The following is a 16,140-nucleotide window of genomic DNA, read 5'->3' as shown; positions in this document are numbered from 1 at the left end:
GACTCGTATATTAGAAAAGCCATGCCACCTGAAAACTTCAAGTGGCATGGCTTCTTTTTTTGAAGCAATTACTTAATGACCTTTACGCTTTGGGTGCTGCCGTCCATCAAATGAACCACAGCAATGCACAGCCCTTTCGGGTAAGCGCTTAAATCCACCTCCAGAAAGCGGTCAGTAGCTTGCAGATTGAATTGGGCTACGCGCTGCCCGTCCGCTCTGTACAGGCTTAGCTCCTGAGCAGCATCCTGCCACTGTAGCGTCACGCTGTTTTGTACCGGATTGGGATAGGCGCGCAATTCGCTGACAGTGCTGCTGCCGGAGCTCGGTGCCTGAAAGGGCTGCTCGGGATTGCAGAGTGCTTCATCATCGTACGCCATGGACTCATAGGCTGCCAGCACTGTACGGGCGTGCAGTACGCCTTTTCCGCCTTCGTCCGGGCACTGCTGAGCAATTTGAAGGAGGGTTTGCCATTGTTCACTGGAAAGCGCAGGGGATGAGGTGGCTGTCATTTCCAGCAGTATCTGGAAGACGGTCCATTCGTTAGCGGTCGCCTGCAACGCTGTAGCTGTTTCTCCACCGGCGTTGAGCAGACCGGATGCTTCGGCTGGTACGCCGCTGTACCAATCTGCAACCCAGCCAGAGCGTTGCGCTAAAGCCCCTTCCAGCATCTCCCGGAGCTCGGCCCGCTCTGCCTGATAGGCTATTGAATCTACCGGTGAAAGCTCCGTACTCAAAATACTGTCTAGCTGAACTATGCTAAGCAGATACCCTTCCAACTGTGCGCCGTTTTCAGCAAGCTGAGCTTCGGCCTCACTATCCAGTGCAAACAAACGCTGAGTGCCGTTTTCCATTTCTCCTACCGTTGCAACTTCGGTGTTAGCGGCCTCTTCCCAAAAAGCGGTCATCAGTGGATTGTCATTCAGCAGTTCCGGATGGGCTTGCAGCTTTTGGTAAACCGACCGCCTGCCCCGCCAGTCCCGGGTGGGGCCATATTCACCGGCCCCCAGGTATTCCCCTTCTACAGCAGTGCTATCATAGCGGGAAAGCTTGGGGTTACGGGTTTCCCCACAAACCTGGTCGGCTTCGCAGTTTTCTGCTTCGAAGCCATCGTCAGAAAGTATCCATAGTAGCGGTGTGTTAGGCGTACTTACATTGGGTAAGGGGTTCATAGTTGTCATGGGAGGATTTGTACTAAAATTAACCAAGTATAATGAATTGGCTACTTCAAAACTCCCTCCCGAATGAAGTGCTTTCTGAATGCTATAACTCCCCAGCCACTCATTCCCAGCGTGGGCTTGCAGGCTTGTCACGGCATCAGACTCACAGCGCAGCCCGGTATCGTGGTCGAAGAAATCATTCTGACGGTAGCGGGTATCAGGGCAAGCCCCTTTGAAGCGCAGCCCGGTGCGGTGCCCGTCGGTCGTATTACAGCAGAGGTAAGTGTAGGCAGTGTTTAGCACTTCAATGCCCCGGGTATTGTGGCGCTCAGCCTGCATATTGAAGGTCACGGTGTTTTCCCGGATGTTGTTGTTATCTCCGCTTTCACTAAGATGGATCCCGGCACCTTCCTGCTTGATCAGCGTGGAGCTGCCGGTATGGGCGACCAGGTTGCGCTCCACTACCACTCTGTCTACAAAGGACAAAGACACGCCATGCCCGTCAGCATCCGTCATCCCTATTGAATTATCCCGGACAAAGCTATTGCCCGAAGGGTTGATGGCATTGGAGAAAAGCACGCCAGCTGTGAAAGGGTAGCTGCTGTTGTTCAGTTGGGTTAGGGTATTGCCGCGCACACCAAAGAATGGGATAACACCACTGCTGTTCAGCCCGGCAATCCCATATTGCTCAAATTCCAGGTTATTATCGGATACTTCCTTCAAAACTGTAGACCCACTGTGGTTAGCTGCTATCAGCCCATCCTTTGTATCTATGGAAGTATTCAAGTCAAAATTGACCGTCGCAATGCCCGATTGGTTCTCGATATGGGTACAGCGCGTCAGTCCCTCAAAGTGGCTGTAGCCAATAAAAACCAGAGCAGCGCTGTTGTCGTTAAGCCCCGAAAAAACACCATGCCCCCTTAGGTTGTGGAAGTTGGCAAAGGCAGAAGGGAACGCAATAGTAGTGGGGTTAAAGCTACCGGACAGGTCTGAGATATTAGCCCCTCTAAGCCTTAAGCCGGTATTGAAGGTGATCAGACCATTGCGCACCTCCCGGAAAAAGTTACTATTGGGTGTACTCCCTATCCCCACTTCCAGCAGGTTGCAATTGGATGCTACGATACCTGCCAGCCCACTTGTGCCCGGTGCAGGTGCCTGTCCGGGATAGGGCGGCAATAAGCCAGCCGCAGTACCCTCGAAGGTATTGCCCGCAATCGGAAGTGGTTGATTGACCTGCTCCGGCGAGGCTGACATGGTATTGGGCTTGTAAATCCCAATGTAATTGTCCTGAAAGAAGTTGTTTGCAATTAGTATGGTTGAATTATGCAAGGCTTGCACGGCGTATTGGGCACCCGATACCGTACAGGATTCTAAGGATAAAAACCCGCCGCCCTCCACAGTGATCCCTTTCCACATGCGCTCGCATCCATTAAACTCTGATTTAAGACCCTCCAGACTGTTCCCATTAGGTACGGTAAGTTCCACACCTTCGTCAAAATACAATATGGAGCCTTGCGCAAAAGTATAACTGGCAAAATCCACCACCGCATCCCCTTCAAAGTACAAAAACTGCGGGGTGGTAGCTGCTTGAGCTGGCGGAAGGAGCCCTTCACTCAATAGTGCACTGAAGTTGCCTCCGGAAAGGGCATAAAATGGCTGGCCATCCGGCAGGCAGGCTTCCTCGGCAAAGCAGTACTTTTCTAAAGACTGGCTGAGCGTCCCCGTAGAGGTGTAGCTGCAAACAGAACCGTCATAGCTTACTGTATAGTTTAGCCCCAGCGTAATAGGCGCCCCTAAAGGCAGTTCTGTTGTTTCATTATAGGTAAAAGTGAAGGTCTTACACATTCCAGAACTGACACTGGCACTTTGGCTGGGCGGTATGATCGAAATGCTAGCAGGGCTGGCAAAAGGGGTAAAATCCAGGATCACGTCTTCGTCCGAGCATATCTCGTAAGTCACCGATAAGGCATCGCCGCTGCACAGGTCACCGGTTATGTTGGTGATGGTAGCGGTGGGCTCAGTGAAGGTGGGCTCTTTTTGGAGTTGGATGTCGTCGAAAAAAATACTGCCTTGATTTCCGTTATTGCTAGGGTTATTCACGGTTGCTAAACGAAGGGCTAGCTGATTGAAATTACCGGTCACTTGGGTACAAGGCACTGTTATGGTTTGCCAATTACTTCCTAAATTATCAGCAGGAATGCTTGCAAGCATCTGAAAATTATTCGGATTTACAGGCTGTTGCAGGCAAGAATTGCCACCATTTGGTAATGGAATGGGCTGAATACCATTACTCAATAAAAGCTCAATTAAGATATCATTACCTGAATTCACAAAAACCTGTAAGGATAACTGCACTTCATCTCCCACTGCTAAGCCGGAGGGTAAATTAGCAATAACTCCTTCAGAAAAAATGTTTGGTGGGAAGTTCTCAGGCAAATCCCACCTTAGCCTTAAGGCTTGTGTACCCTCTGGGGGGTTATTATTTATAGATATATTTGGCGATCCATGCCACCGGCTCCAGCCATTCAGACAATTGTTAGCATCAACCAATTCAGTAAGCCCTGGCTCACAATTAAGATTGACAGGCACACAACTTTCCACCTCAAACCCTTCTTGCAGCAAAAGCTGTGCGGAAAGAGGCGAAGCGGTGGTCAGGAGCAGCATGGCAAGCCAATTGAGCAAGCGCGGGGGGGGGGGGGGATTTAAAACATTCATCGATATTTGGATTTAATAGGTAAAGAAAGCATAGTTGAGGGCGCTGGATAAGCACAATGCCAATATCGGAATCTTTCCCGGTGTTCCGGTGAAAGGCGGATTAAATGAATGTTAAGTTTGGTCCCCCAAACGGCAGCTCCTTGCCCAATACCCGCATTTTTTTCCCTACATTTGTCAGTTCAGATAAAATCAAAGTAAAGGGAAGGCGCAGCGTTGACAAGTACCCGCCTTCTGTACAGGAATCGCAAACATGCAGTTATTCAAAACCGATACACAACGCGCCACGCACCATGTGGTGTACGATATTTACCATTTTGCGGAGAAGCTCTACCTCCCCACCGCCTACATCGTTAGTGAAGACCAGGAAGGCTACCTGGCGCACATCAAACAGAAGGCCCTCAAAGAGACCATCGGGAGCTTTGAGCTGGAGCTGACGCCTACCCGGGACCGCCTCTTTGACCTCATCGAGCAACTGCAGCCCAAACTGTTGGCGGAAAAATTCCGGCCCAACAAACGGAGCAAACCGACGCTGGAAACACTCCTGGCGGACCGCGACCTGGCGGGGCCCATTTACAAATACGTGCATACCCGCCTGGCGGAACTCCTGGAGCGTGCCAATGCTGAAGGGCTCCCTGTGACCTGGCAGGTAGAGCGCACCGTGCTGGCCAAAGATTTTGTCATTGAAACCGGGCTGGAGCCCCTGGAGCCTCAGCTGTTTTTCAAACGGGAAGAAGCGGGTGTCCACTACCGCCTGCAACTGGCTGACCGTGACGGGGCCTGGGCGATTGGCTCCCGCGATGTGGTGCCGATTACCAACCACCCGGCCTGGCTCTTTGTGGACTACAAACTGTACCGTGCCCCCGCTATCAACGGCAATATGGTGCTGCCTTTTCAAAAAAAGGAAGAGGTGCATATCCCCCGCAAAGCAGTCAAGACCTATTTCCAGAAGTTCATCCTGAAAGTAGCCGCTAAATCGGAAATCGAGGCAGAAGGCTTCGAGGTACAGCAGCACGAGGAGCTGCAAGCCTGCATCCTTGAGCCTGTACAGGACCTCTTCTCCGGACAATGGGTGCTTTCGGTACAAATGGCTTATCCCGGCAGCACGTTCACCTGGAGCGACCCGAAGGACAAACGTACAAGCCTTGAATTCGATGAGGGGGACGAGGTGCGCATCCTGCAGGCGCTCCGTCAACGGGAAGCAGAGGCTGTTTTTGTGGAGAAGCTAAAAAAACAGGGGCTGGAGGTCAACGCGCATCAGCATTTTGTACTTACAGAAGCCCATGAAGACCGCTACGCCCTCTTGGAATGGATCAGCGCGAACCGTGCTACACTGGAGGCTGAAGGCTTTACGCTAAAACTACCATCAGCGGAGGGCAAGGCACTTTACCTGCACCCACCCAAGGTGGAGCTGATAGCCGATCAGGATAATGACTGGTTCGACCTCAAAGGTCAGGTAACGGTTGGGGCGCATACCTTCCCCTTTATGAAGCTGGCCAAGTACATACGCGACGGGATACGGCTTTTCCCTTTGCCCGATGGGCAGTTCTTTCTCATCCCGCAGGAGTGGATGGCCCGCTACAAGGGGCTGTTCCAATTTGGGAAAAAGGACAAAGACCAGATGCGGCTGGCCAAAAGCCACTTCACCCTCTTGCAGGAAATTGGCATCAGCGCTGGCGATGAGGTAGCCGAAGAACGCCAACTGGCCGTGGATTTCATACCCAGCAATCAGCTTAAAGCATCACTCCGCCCTTATCAGCTGGAAGGGGCAAGATGGCTGGTAGGTCTTTACGAAAGTCAGCTCGGTGGCTGCCTGGCCGACGACATGGGGCTGGGCAAAACCCTGCAGACCATCACGGTGCTCCTCCATGCCAAGTCGCAGCGGGCACAGCGCCAACAGGAAGCCAAAACACAAGGCAACACGGATACCGGCGCTCAGCTTGGCCTTTTCGCAGCCCCCGACGACCACGATACGCTTAAGCCATTGCAGTCTCTGGTCATCTTGCCGGCATCGCTGGTGTTCAACTGGGAGGCCGAGATTAAGAAGTTCGCCCCTACCCTGCAGGTGTACCGGCATACCGGGCAAAAGCGCTACAAGGACATCCGGCTGCTGTCGCGCTTCGATGTCATCCTCACCACCTATCAAACCGCCCTGCGCGATGTGGAGGTGCTGAAGCAGATGGAATTTGAGTACATCGTGCTGGACGAAAGCCAGTACATCAAAAACAAGGACAGCAAGGTCTTCAAAGCCATCAATCAGCTGGAAGGCCTGCACAAGCTCTCGCTCAGCGGCACACCGATTGAGAATTCGCTGTCAGACCTCTGGGCGCAGATGCAGTTCATCAATCCCAACCTGCTGGGCAGTTTCAACTTTTTCAAAAAGGAGTTCATCCGCCCGATTGAGCGTATGCATGATGAGGATAAGAAAAATCAGCTCCGGCGACTGGTGCAGCCTTACCTGCTGCGGCGGACCAAGGAGGAAGTCGCCAAAGATCTTCCACCGCTGAGCACACAGGTATTCTACTGCGAGATGACGGCCGAACAAAAGCGCCTGTACGAACGCGAAAAATCAGCGGCCCGCAACTACTTGCTGGAAAACTACGATGCCGACAATCCGCGGTTCCGCTTTAAGGTACTGCAATCGCTGACCAAGATGCGGCAAATTGCCAACCATCCCAAAATGGCGGTGGAGGCTTACGCCAAAGGCAGCGGGAAGTTCGAGGACGTGCTGGAGCATTGGGAGACCATTCAAAAGGGCGGGCACAAAGTACTCATCTTCAGCTCCTTCGTGCAACACCTGGAACTTTACCGGCAGGAATTCGAAGGGCACCAACAGCCTTACGCCTGGCTTACCGGCAGTCAAAGCAGCAAAGAGCGGGAGCGGGCCATTCAGTCCTTCATGGAAAAACCCGAGGTGCAGCCGTTCCTCATTTCCATCAAGAGCGGGGGTACCGGGCTTAACCTCACTGCCGCAGACTATGTCTTCATCCTTGACCCCTGGTGGAACCCAACGACGGAGCAACAGGCCATCGCCCGTGCGCACCGGATCGGGCAAGACAAGCACGTGATTGCCATCAAATTCATCACCAAAGACACCATTGAGGAGAAAATCCTCCGCCTTCAGGAGAAAAAGTCCAAACTCGCGGAAGACATCATCGGGGATGTGGAGAAGGCGAAGTTCTCGAAAGGAGATATTGAGTATTTGTTTGGGTAGGCCCAAACAGGAAAAACTTAAAGATCAATACCCAAATACCTCCTCCATGCTCAACTTACGAACGGGCCCTACCTGTTCCAGTGCCGCCCAATCCATGCGGTCTGCGCTGCCCAGAACCACGTGCTTGTAGTACCGGTCACGGACGTACTCCTGATGGAAACGGAGCAGGTCAGGCAGTTCACTGCGTTGTAGCCGTTGATACAAATCTTCCCGCATGTCCTTTTCGAAGCCCAGCCGGCGGGCGGTCAGTGACTCCCAGAAGTAGCGCCCGGGCACAATACGCTCGCTTTCAATGCGGCGCAGGATGGAATGCCGGGCCTGCATCGCCTGCCCTTCCAGCACGGGCATATCCTGTAAGATGCCGGTCAGGGCGGGAATGCCTTCCTGTAGCTTGTCGGGCTGCGTGCCCAGATAGGCTTGTAAATAGTGCGGCTGATCCAGGCGGTCGGGCGAACTGTAGTAGGCGAAAGAGGAGTAGGCCAGTGCACGCGACTCCCGGATTTCCTGAAAGACAATACTCGACAAGCCGTAGCCAAAGTACTCATTGTACCACTCGCTGAGCTGAAATTCATGGAGGCTAAAGTGAGGCGTGCCTCGGGAAATCAGCATCACATCGGCCTGTACAATTGGGAAATCGAGGAAAAGCACTTCGTTTTCTGACGTATGGGGCTGTTCAAAGGACCTGCTCTCCGGTACCGGCTTCAACTGCTCCGCCCGCTTGTGGTACTGCTGAATGGCGGCAGCAACTTCCTTCACCGGGTTGGGTCCATAATAATGCACGGTATGCTCGTAATTGCTTAGGCTTTTGAGCCGCTGAATCAGTTCCTCCGAAGTTAGCGCACGCACCTCCGCCTCCTCGAGACGGTAGCGGAAGGGCGAGTCGGCACCATAACGGGCATAGCTGCCCAGCGCCCGGCGCAGGACAAAATTGCGGTTTTGCTTGGCATGCCCGCGCCGCTTGAGTACATCAGCTTTCATGTTTGCCAGGGCCTGCTCATCGGGCTGTAGGTTGGCCATCACATGCTCCATGAGACGGATGCCCTCAGACATTGACGCGCTCAGCCCGCTGATCGTCAGATAGGTGTAGTCGTTATTGACGTGCACATCGAAGGATAAGCCCAGGCGGAAGAACTGCCGCTGCAACTCGGCTGCACTGTATCGGGAAGTGCCAAGGTACGGCAGGTAGGCGATCGCCATTGACAGGGTGCGGTCAGAAAGCTTGTTAAGCTCAAAGACGTAGTCGAGACGGAACAGCTCGTTTCGGTAATTGTGGACATATTCCAGGCGAAGCCCCGGCTGCAGCTCGACTTGCTGAATGCCCGCTTCAAAATCCGCAAATACCGGTGGCATTGGCGGCGTTTCTACCGAAAGGAAGTCCTGTGCATATTCCGACAGGCGGTTGCGTTCCAGCTGCACGGCATTGATAGGCGGTTTTTCCACCTTGATGACGTCGGGGTCATCGCCCTGCTGCTTGTATATTACTACCCGGTTGTCGCCCAGATTAGTTTGCGCAAATTCCATCACATCCGCTTTGGTCACCTTCTCCCACCATTCGAACCGGCTGACCATCCGTCCCCATTCGACGCCCAAGACAAAGGCTTGCGTGATGAGGTCTACGCGGCCGCGGTTGCTCTCAGTAAGCTTGACCTCCCGCAGGCGAATATCTTTAATGGCCGCTTCCAGCATCCAATCCGCAAAGTCGCCCTCCCGGAGGCGTTGTACTTCGCCCATGAGCAAGGCTTCCACATCTTCCATAGTTTGCCCTTCCCGGGGACGGGCCACCAGTCCGAGTGCAGTGTAGTCTTGAAACTGCCAGGACCAGGCACTTGCATCGAGGACGCGCTGCTGCTGATTGAGGTTGAGGTCGAGCAGCCCTGCCTGATAGTTGTGCAGCAAGTTCTGAATGAGCGACAGCATCATGGGGTCATCTGAAGCAGCGCCCTGAAAGCGCCAGGCGATATCCACAAAGGGCGCTTCCTGCCCCCAGGCTTCCAGCCTTACCGGCTCCTTAATCGGTGGGGCAGGCTCGTAGCTGAACGGAGGAACGGCACCGGGCTCAAATCCTCCGAAGTGGGCTTCCGCAAGCGCTACGGCCTCCTCCGGCTCAAAGTCACCGGACAGGATGAGCGCCATGTTATTCGGCACATAGTAGGTGCGGAAAAATTCCTGTATTTTCTTTTGGGAAGGGCTGCGCAGATGCTCGGCAGAACCGATCGTTGTCTGCGTACCGTAGGGGTGGTTGGGAAACAAGGCCTCCCGGATCATCTTGTTCACCTTTCGGTTATCCTGATCCTGCCCGATATTGAACTCCTCATACACTGTTTCCAGTTCGGTATGGAAGAGGCGCAGCGCCATCATACGGAAACGCTCAGATTCCAGGCGCATCCAACGCTGCAGTTCATTGGACGGTATGTTGTTGATGTAAACCGTTTGGTCTACGGAGGTGTAAGCATTGGTATCCTTGGCACCGATGGCGCCTGATAGCAGGTCGTATTCATTGGGGGCAACAAGCTTTGCCGCTTCGTTAGACAAGCGGTCGATTTCCTGATAGATCGCACGGCGTGCCTCCGGATCGCGGGTAACACGGTGCTGTTCGTACAGGTCTGAAATCTGCTCCAGAAACTTCGACTCCTGTGCCCAGTCCAGGGCACCGATGCGGCTTGTTCCCTTGAAGAGCATGTGCTCCATGTAGTGGGCCAGGCCTGTGGCATCAGCCGGGTCCTGCTTGGAGCCCGCACGTACAACGATATTGGTGTGAATACGCGGCTCCTCCGGATTGACGGAAAGGAATAGAGTCATGCCATTGCGCAGGGTATAAATCTGCACCTGAAGCGGATCGCCGGCAATGGTTTTGGGCGTAAGAGAAGTGGTTATTGCCATAGTCTAAAGCTTATTCTAATGGACTTTTGCAACAACACAGTGGCGCTGTATTAAGTTTTACAGATAGGAACTTCCCCGTCGATATTTGCCCATTCTTCAAATCAAAGGGTGGCAAGGCACTGTTTTTTTGTCTATATTGGTATCTAATTTTCAACTATTATCATGTCTACGTTACTGTCTACTCCAATCCCCACTACGCTGGAAGAACGCGCCCAATACGGACAAGAGTTGCGTGTAGAGGCAAGCTGGGACGCCTTTCTCGATGCTGTAGCGGAGAGCGAGTATCCAATGCAGTACGACGATGGGCAAATCATTTCATTTATGGGATACGGAACCGAGGCCCACGAGAAATTAGTCATCCGTATCGGGCATTTGCTAACCCAACTGCTGGGTCTGGCTGAATACGACATCTTTGGTAGCAACCTTGCCATATCTACGCCGGATGAGGCGAAACGATATTTTAATGCAGTCGTCACCGTGGTGCGGGGAGAAGCTGAACGCAGATTTCTAAATGGAAACATGTCGGCTATTACCAATCCGGTTTTGCTGGTAGAAATCCTGTCTGCCAGTACCTTAAACTTTGACGTGGGACAGAAATTCATGCGCTACAAACACATCCCTGCCCTACAGCAAGTACTGTATGTTAACAGCATGAAACCACAAGTCCTGAGTTATGCCCGTACAACAGACAACAACCAATGGGTGATTAGCGAATTTGCCAAGGGCGACGATCAAATTCCTGTATTAGATAAGGGACATCTGGACTTTCAAACCCTTTACCAAGGGGTGAAATTTTAACCTTACTCCTCCAACTCCTTCAATTTGCGGCGAGCCACCATACCATGCCGCATGCGCCACTTAGGGTTTTCCAGCAGAGCCGGACGGGCACTGAAGTCATAATCATCACAGTACTGCGTACAGTAAAAGCTATTCTTATCAATGGCAATCGGCGAGGCGATCTCCGCCAGTTCGGGGATGATCTCGTAAAGCTCCTCCGGGATATCAGGCAGGATAAAGTCTACCTGGTCCATGCCTTCCATTTCACCCCAGAGGTGCCAGCTTGCAAGAGGACGCCCCTGCCCCAGGCTGTAGTAATAGGAAATAGCATAGTGCTGCCCCTCGTCGCTGCCCGCTGTAAAGGTAAAGCTTTTGCTTTCCGAACGGAGGAAGGAAGGCTCGAAGCTGAACGTATCAATTTTGGCCGGCAGTGCCTCCTTGTAGGTACCGTAGATGGCAATGCCTTTGTTGTTGATGTCCGAAAGGAATACGGTCAGCGAATCAAACTGCACGCCACCGGGGGTAAAAAAGGGAATGGTATCCGTTGCTCCAATTTGCTTTTGACCACTGTTGAACAAGTGGAACTCATACCCGTCCAGCATCCCTTTGACCGTGCCCTGCCATTCGGTTTTATAGGGCATGGCAATTTTACCCATGTAGACGGTTTTGCCCAGGCCCTCCCGGGACAGCTCGAAGTTATTGTCAGCCGTCATAGGGCTGGTAAAGTGGCGCAGGAAGTTTTCGCCCGGCAGGCGCATCACGGCAAAAATACCGGCATTGTCTTCGAGTTTGGCACTAATATTGAGCACGCCACGGCTTACTCGGTACTCCGGCCGGCGGGACAGCGGGCCAAACAACTGAAATTCTTCCACTCCTTCCACATCAGCTACACGCACGTTGAAATTGCGGTAATTCGGGGCTTTCTTCGGTGCCATTGCCCTTCCAATCACGGCGCCATCGCTGAGCCCGATATAAGTGGTATTCTCAAAACTGTAGTACCCCTGGTCTTCCACTTCCTCCACCAGGGTAAGCGCCAGGGCCTCCCCTATCCGCTGCCGGACCTGAAAAGTGTGGGCTGAATCTTTAGGCAATTGCCCGGCGAAAGTAAAGTAGCGGAGCACCCCGTACTGATTGCTCACCATGATGGCTTTGAGGTCCTCAGACTGCAGGCGGTCTTTGGAGACGGACAGCGTAAGGGTTTGAGAAAATAAGGGTACTGCCAACAGCAGCAGAATAAAGCAGGTAAGGTATTTAGCCCGGGTCATGCATTTTGGTTTTGAGTTCTCGGACTAATATAATACGCCTTTCGGTAAAAAGATGTTGTGGAATTGTTAAGTGTGCATTACCAACTCACGCCTGCCCCTCCGCCACCGGAACTGCCGCCACCGAAGGAGCTGCCGCCACCACCGCCAAAGGAGCCCCCGCCACCGGAAGAACGGGTTTTCTTAGGAATGACCACGATGCGCCGGTTTCGGTAGTTGCAGTTCTTGCAGGTGTGGATGACTTCCTTCTTGCCAGAGTGGCTGTAGGTCGCATTGCGCAGTACATTGGTATCGGAAAGCGCATAGGTCCTGAACTGGCACTTCGGGCAGGCTTTGTATTTACTCCACCGTTTTTTGTAGGGCAAAATAAGTATATCCTCCTCGTCCTCGGTAATCCAGACATCGTAGTCGACCGAGCCCAGATGCTCCTCTACCACCTGTCCCAATTCCAAATAGCGGTCATCTTCAACTTCGTGCAGCTTGTGCATAATGGCGCCGGTTTTGCGCCCGTACCGGGGCTGGTTCCGGAGCTTCTTCAGATGCCGGCTGAGGAGGGGGTAGAACAAGGCATAGGGAAGTGGGAACAAGAGTATAAAAATCCAGCTGTGTACTTTGCGCACCATCATGTAGCGGTCGTACAGTTCCTGCTTGGAATAGTTGGTATAGATAAGCCAGATGATCAGGAAAAGGACAAACAGGGTGTCAATTACAGCATACCATACCAGACCATCCGGTACTCCGTCAATCATTTGCCGGGGCTGCCCGCTGGAGCGGATTTCCTCAATCGTCTCGGGGTTTTCCAGTGTTTCTTTGATGCGCTGCGTGGCGGCAATGAGCCCTGCGCCATAATTCCCCTCCCGGAAATAAGGCACCAATTCCTGCATACCAATCCGGTAACAGATCACATCCGGCAGCACGCCTTCAAGCCCGTAGCCCGTCTCAAACTCTGTACGCCGCTGGTCCATAACCGAAAAGACGAGAAGCCCGTTGTCTACATCTGCCTGCCCGATGCCCCAGTGGTTGAACAAGCGGGTGGCAAAGTCCTTTGGATTTTCCTGCCCGATGGAATTGACAATAACGATAGCCACCTGAGCGGTGCTGTTCTGTTCCAGCTGACTGCAAAGGGCATTGAGTGTACTTCGGTCTTGTGCGTTGAGGATGCCATCGGGGTCACTGACATAGCCGCTACCGTTGTCCTTGGGATTGGGAAGGTTCTCAATCGTATAGGCGGTCTGCGCCATCGCGGCAACAGCCAGCATCAACATTACGGCCAGGAGGAGCCATCGGATTTGCATAAGAATAGGAATTAGCCGACTCCTAAGGTACAGCTTTCAGTTCAATTTTATCGGCAGGATTGAGCAGGCGTTCGAAATCGGAAAAATTATTAGTGTACAGCACGGACACTTCTGCCTTCAAAGCCGCCTGTAGGTGCAGCGCATCGTAAATCACTCCGCTGACCAGTCCCTTCCGGGCGCAGCGGTGAAGGGCGGCTTCGTAATCAGACCTGGCCAATTCAACAATTTCAAAAATAGCCCCGATCTCTTTTGTGATCAACTGGAAGGCCAAATCCGGTGGAATCGCCAAGCCTTTGGGCAGCTTTGTCAGGTTGGAATACAATTCGGCATAGGTATGTGTAACTGAGGTAACACCTACTCCACTGCTTAGCGCATTGTCCATCAACTGAAGACTTGCCTTATGCTGAGGGTGTGCCGAAACCAAGGCCGGAAGCAAAACAGAAGTATCAAAATAATGCCTGATCATAAGCCCATTATTTTTTGGTCTCTTTCCTCCCGTGAGATCTTAATCAGGCTTGCAGCATCAGGGACGTCCTCTTGTTCCAGGCTTTCTTCAAATAAAAAAAACGGGAAGCCTTCAGCAGAATGTGTTAATTGCGGTGCTGCTGCCGGCTGCTTTTTAAGGTAAATTCCCTCCTGCTCGTTCACCTGCCCTATTTCCAGATATTGCCCAGCCTTCAACCCCAGTTCCTCCCGGACTTTTTTAGGGATCAGAATGCGCCCAAACTTGTCTATTTTGACTTCCATAATCCTTATTTTGCCAATAAAACTAAAAAATTGGCAAAACAGTTCCAATACCGGAATGCTAAACCACGACGCAACAATCCGGAATCAAAATTGTCCATTCCGGCATATCCTTCTATTTTAGCCGTTCAGAACCTAAAGATCAACCGTATGGCCATGCCTGACCAACAAGATCCACAACCTTTGCCCGATGACGGGCCACCGCCTATCCTGAAGACGTGGAACCGGATGTACCTCTTTGTGCTCATCCTGCACGCCATCATTATCACCTTATTCTACTGGTTTACACAAGCTTATTCCTAAGGCAGTTGCCTGCCACCAGGGCACGACCTGTTGCCCATCCTCACTAAAAAAGACTAACCAAAGCGCACATGGAAACACTGGACTGGATAATAATGCTGGGCACGCTGCTGAGTATCGTGGCTTACGGGGTATGGTACACCCGAAAGGTTGACAACGTACAAAGCTATCTGTTGGGCGACCGCGACCTGCCGTGGTGGACGATCGGGCTCTCGGTCATGGCTACTCAGGCCAGCGCAATCACCTTTTTATCCACACCCGGGCAGGCCTATGAGGACGGGATGCGTTTTGCGCAGTTCTACTTCGGGCTGCCGGTGGCCATGGTGATTTTGTGTGTCTTTGTGTTGCCGATTTATTACCGGCTCAAGGTCTATACCGCCTATGAGTACCTGGAAGGGCGTTTTGACCTGCGTACCCGTACGCTTACGGCCATTCTTTTCCTCATACAGCGGGGGCTGGCAGCCGGGCTGACCATCTACGCGCCGGCCATCATCCTGTCTACCATTTTGGGCTGGAGCCTGCGGTGGACTGTCCTTTTTATTGGAGCGCTGGTCATTTTTTACACCATGCTGGGCGGTACCAAAGCCGTGAGCGTGACCCAAAAACAGCAGATGATCGTCATCCTGTCGGGCATGTTTATCGCGGCAATGATTTTGATTTTCCAGTTGCCTCCGGACGTTGGTTTTAGCGATGCGGTGGGCGTAGCTGGCAAAATGGGCAAGCTCAATGTTGTTGACTTTGAATTTGACCTGTCCAACCGGTATAACTTTTGGTCGGGCATGCTGGGCGGGGTATTCCTGTTCCTGTCCTACTTCGGTACGGATCAGTCGCAGGTACAGCGCTACCTCAGCGGCAAATCCCTGAATGAAAGCCGGCTGGGGCTGTTGTTCAACGGCATCCTGAAGGTGCCCATGCAGTTTCTGGTGCTTTTTGTGGGCATACTGGTGTTTGTGTTCTTCCAGTTTAATCAGCCGCCCATCCACTTCAATTCGGCCAATCTGGAAAAGCTGGAAAATACAGAATATGCGGACGACCTCGCTAGCCTGCAGGCACAACACAACACCCTTTTCCTAACCCAACAAGAAGAAGTGCGGGCACTTATGGGTGCCATTGACCAAAACGACGAGCCCGCCATTTCCGAGATTCAGCAACGGCTGTCCACTTTGCGGGAAACCGACAGCGAATTGCGCAAGGCAACGAAAGACCTCATTCTTCAGGCCGACCCGGCTTCCAAGATCAAGGACACCGATTACGTCTTTATCACTTTCGTCACGGAGTACCTCCCGGTGGGGCTGGTAGGGCTGCTGCTTGCCGTTATCTTCTCAGCGGCCATGTCCTCCACGGCTTCTGAGCTGAACGCCCTGGCTACGACTACCGTGGTTGACCTCTACCGGCGCAGCTTTGCCAAAGACAAAAGTGACCGGCACTACCTGAATGCTTCCAAAGCCTTTACGGCAGTTTGGGGAGGCATTGCGCTGGTTTTTGCGGCTACTGCCAATCTGTTTGAAAACCTCATTCAGGCGGTCAATATCATCGGCTCCCTCTTCTACGGAGCGATACTCGGTATTTTTGTGGTGGCCTTCTTCATGAAAAAAGTTGGCGGGCGGGCGGTCTTCATCGGTGCGCTGATCGCAGAAGCCATCGTACTGATTATCTTCACCCTCAACTCTATGGAGATCATCAACATCGCCTATCTGTGGCTGAACCTGATTGGGTGCACGCTGGTGATGGGGTTTGCATGGATACTGGAGCAGGCGATGCCGGAACCAACCGCACCGAATGCTTAATCTTTCATAATG

General features: G+C 52.6%; 10 protein-coding genes. 4 read left to right on the top strand and 6 right to left on the bottom strand.

Annotated features, from left to right (window positions below; genetic code table 11):
• Window positions 1-68 precede the first annotated feature (68 nt).
• Window positions 69-3,368, bottom strand: coding sequence for a NosD domain-containing protein (locus IX84_RS15645; protein ID WP_160213801.1), 3,300 nt, complete (start codon window positions 3,366-3,368; stop codon window positions 69-71).
• Between the two features lie 754 nt (window positions 3,369-4,122).
• On the opposite strand from IX84_RS15645, the gene IX84_RS15640 reads away from it, so the two are divergent.
• Complete coding sequence (locus IX84_RS15640; RefSeq protein WP_044222751.1) at window positions 4,123-7,083, top strand: DEAD/DEAH box helicase; 2,961 nt, start codon at window positions 4,123-4,125, stop codon at window positions 7,081-7,083.
• 24 nt (window positions 7,084-7,107) lie between these two features.
• Here IX84_RS15640 and IX84_RS15635 read toward each other — a convergent pair whose 3' ends face one another.
• Complete coding sequence (locus IX84_RS15635; protein ID WP_044222748.1) at window positions 7,108-9,963, bottom strand: M16 family metallopeptidase; 2,856 nt, start codon at window positions 9,961-9,963, stop codon at window positions 7,108-7,110.
• A 162-nt stretch (window positions 9,964-10,125) separates the two neighbouring features.
• Here IX84_RS15635 and IX84_RS15630 point away from each other — a divergent pair, with 162 nt between their 5' ends.
• Window positions 10,126-10,761 carry a Uma2 family endonuclease gene (locus tag IX84_RS15630; RefSeq protein ID WP_044222745.1) on the top strand — a complete coding sequence of 212 codons (636 nt, stop codon included), beginning with the start codon at window positions 10,126-10,128 and terminating at the stop codon, window positions 10,759-10,761.
• 2 nt (window positions 10,762-10,763) lie between these two features.
• Here the strand turns inward: IX84_RS15630 and IX84_RS15625 are convergent, their stop codons facing one another.
• The 4 genes from IX84_RS15625 to IX84_RS15610 form a co-directional block, all read right to left on the bottom strand.
• Window positions 10,764-12,005, bottom strand: coding sequence for a hypothetical protein (locus tag IX84_RS15625; protein WP_044222741.1), 1,242 nt, complete (start codon window positions 12,003-12,005; stop codon window positions 10,764-10,766).
• 77 nt (window positions 12,006-12,082) lie between these two features.
• On the bottom strand, window positions 12,083-13,297 hold the full coding sequence (locus IX84_RS31080; protein ID WP_052516049.1) for a TPM domain-containing protein: 1,215 nt from the start codon (window positions 13,295-13,297) through the stop codon (window positions 12,083-12,085).
• 22 nt (window positions 13,298-13,319) lie between these two features.
• Window positions 13,320-13,763 carry a type II toxin-antitoxin system VapC family toxin gene (locus tag IX84_RS15615; protein WP_044222738.1) on the bottom strand — a complete coding sequence of 148 codons (444 nt, stop codon included), beginning with the start codon at window positions 13,761-13,763 and terminating at the stop codon, window positions 13,320-13,322.
• On the bottom strand, window positions 13,760-14,044 hold the full coding sequence (locus tag IX84_RS15610; protein ID WP_044222735.1) for an AbrB/MazE/SpoVT family DNA-binding domain-containing protein: 285 nt from the start codon (window positions 14,042-14,044) through the stop codon (window positions 13,760-13,762). Before IX84_RS15610 ends, IX84_RS15615 begins: the two co-directional genes overlap by 4 nt.
• Window positions 14,045-14,074: 30 nt before the next feature.
• Here IX84_RS15610 and IX84_RS15605 point away from each other — a divergent pair, with 30 nt between their 5' ends.
• Window positions 14,075-14,344 (top strand): hypothetical protein, encoded by a 270-nt coding sequence (locus IX84_RS15605; RefSeq protein ID WP_152605089.1) that lies wholly within the window; start codon window positions 14,075-14,077, stop codon window positions 14,342-14,344.
• Window positions 14,345-14,412: 68 nt separating this feature from the next.
• On the top strand, window positions 14,413-16,128 hold the full coding sequence (locus tag IX84_RS15600) for a sodium:solute symporter (RefSeq protein ID WP_044222730.1): 1,716 nt from the start codon (window positions 14,413-14,415) through the stop codon (window positions 16,126-16,128).
• Window positions 16,129-16,140: the final 12 nt, after the last annotated feature.

Origin of the sequence: Phaeodactylibacter xiamenensis (assembly GCF_000759025.1) — a bacterium.
GTDB lineage: Bacteria > Bacteroidota > Bacteroidia > Chitinophagales > Saprospiraceae > Phaeodactylibacter > Phaeodactylibacter xiamenensis.
This window is presented reverse-complemented; position numbering and strand designations above follow the sequence as displayed.

Excerpts from the sequence above, each read along its gene's own strand:
- IX84_RS15645 (WP_160213801.1), bottom strand. The coding sequence starts at position 3,368 with ATGCTTGCAAGCATTCCTGCTGATAATTTAGGAAGTAATTGGCAAACC.
- IX84_RS15640 (WP_044222751.1), top strand. The coding sequence starts at position 4,123 with ATGCAGTTATTCAAAACCGATACACAACGCGCCACGCACCATGTGGTG.
- IX84_RS15635 (WP_044222748.1), bottom strand. The coding sequence starts at position 9,963 with ATGGCAATAACCACTTCTCTTACGCCCAAAACCATTGCCGGCGATCCG.
- IX84_RS15630 (WP_044222745.1), top strand. The coding sequence starts at position 10,126 with ATGTCTACGTTACTGTCTACTCCAATCCCCACTACGCTGGAAGAACGC.
- IX84_RS15625 (WP_044222741.1), bottom strand. The coding sequence starts at position 12,005 with ATGACCCGGGCTAAATACCTTACCTGCTTTATTCTGCTGCTGTTGGCA.
- IX84_RS31080 (WP_052516049.1), bottom strand. The coding sequence starts at position 13,297 with ATGCAAATCCGATGGCTCCTCCTGGCCGTAATGTTGATGCTGGCTGTT.
- IX84_RS15615 (WP_044222738.1), bottom strand. The coding sequence starts at position 13,763 with ATGATCAGGCATTATTTTGATACTTCTGTTTTGCTTCCGGCCTTGGTT.
- IX84_RS15610 (WP_044222735.1), bottom strand. The coding sequence starts at position 14,044 with ATGGAAGTCAAAATAGACAAGTTTGGGCGCATTCTGATCCCTAAAAAA.
- IX84_RS15600 (WP_044222730.1), top strand. The coding sequence starts at position 14,413 with ATGGAAACACTGGACTGGATAATAATGCTGGGCACGCTGCTGAGTATC.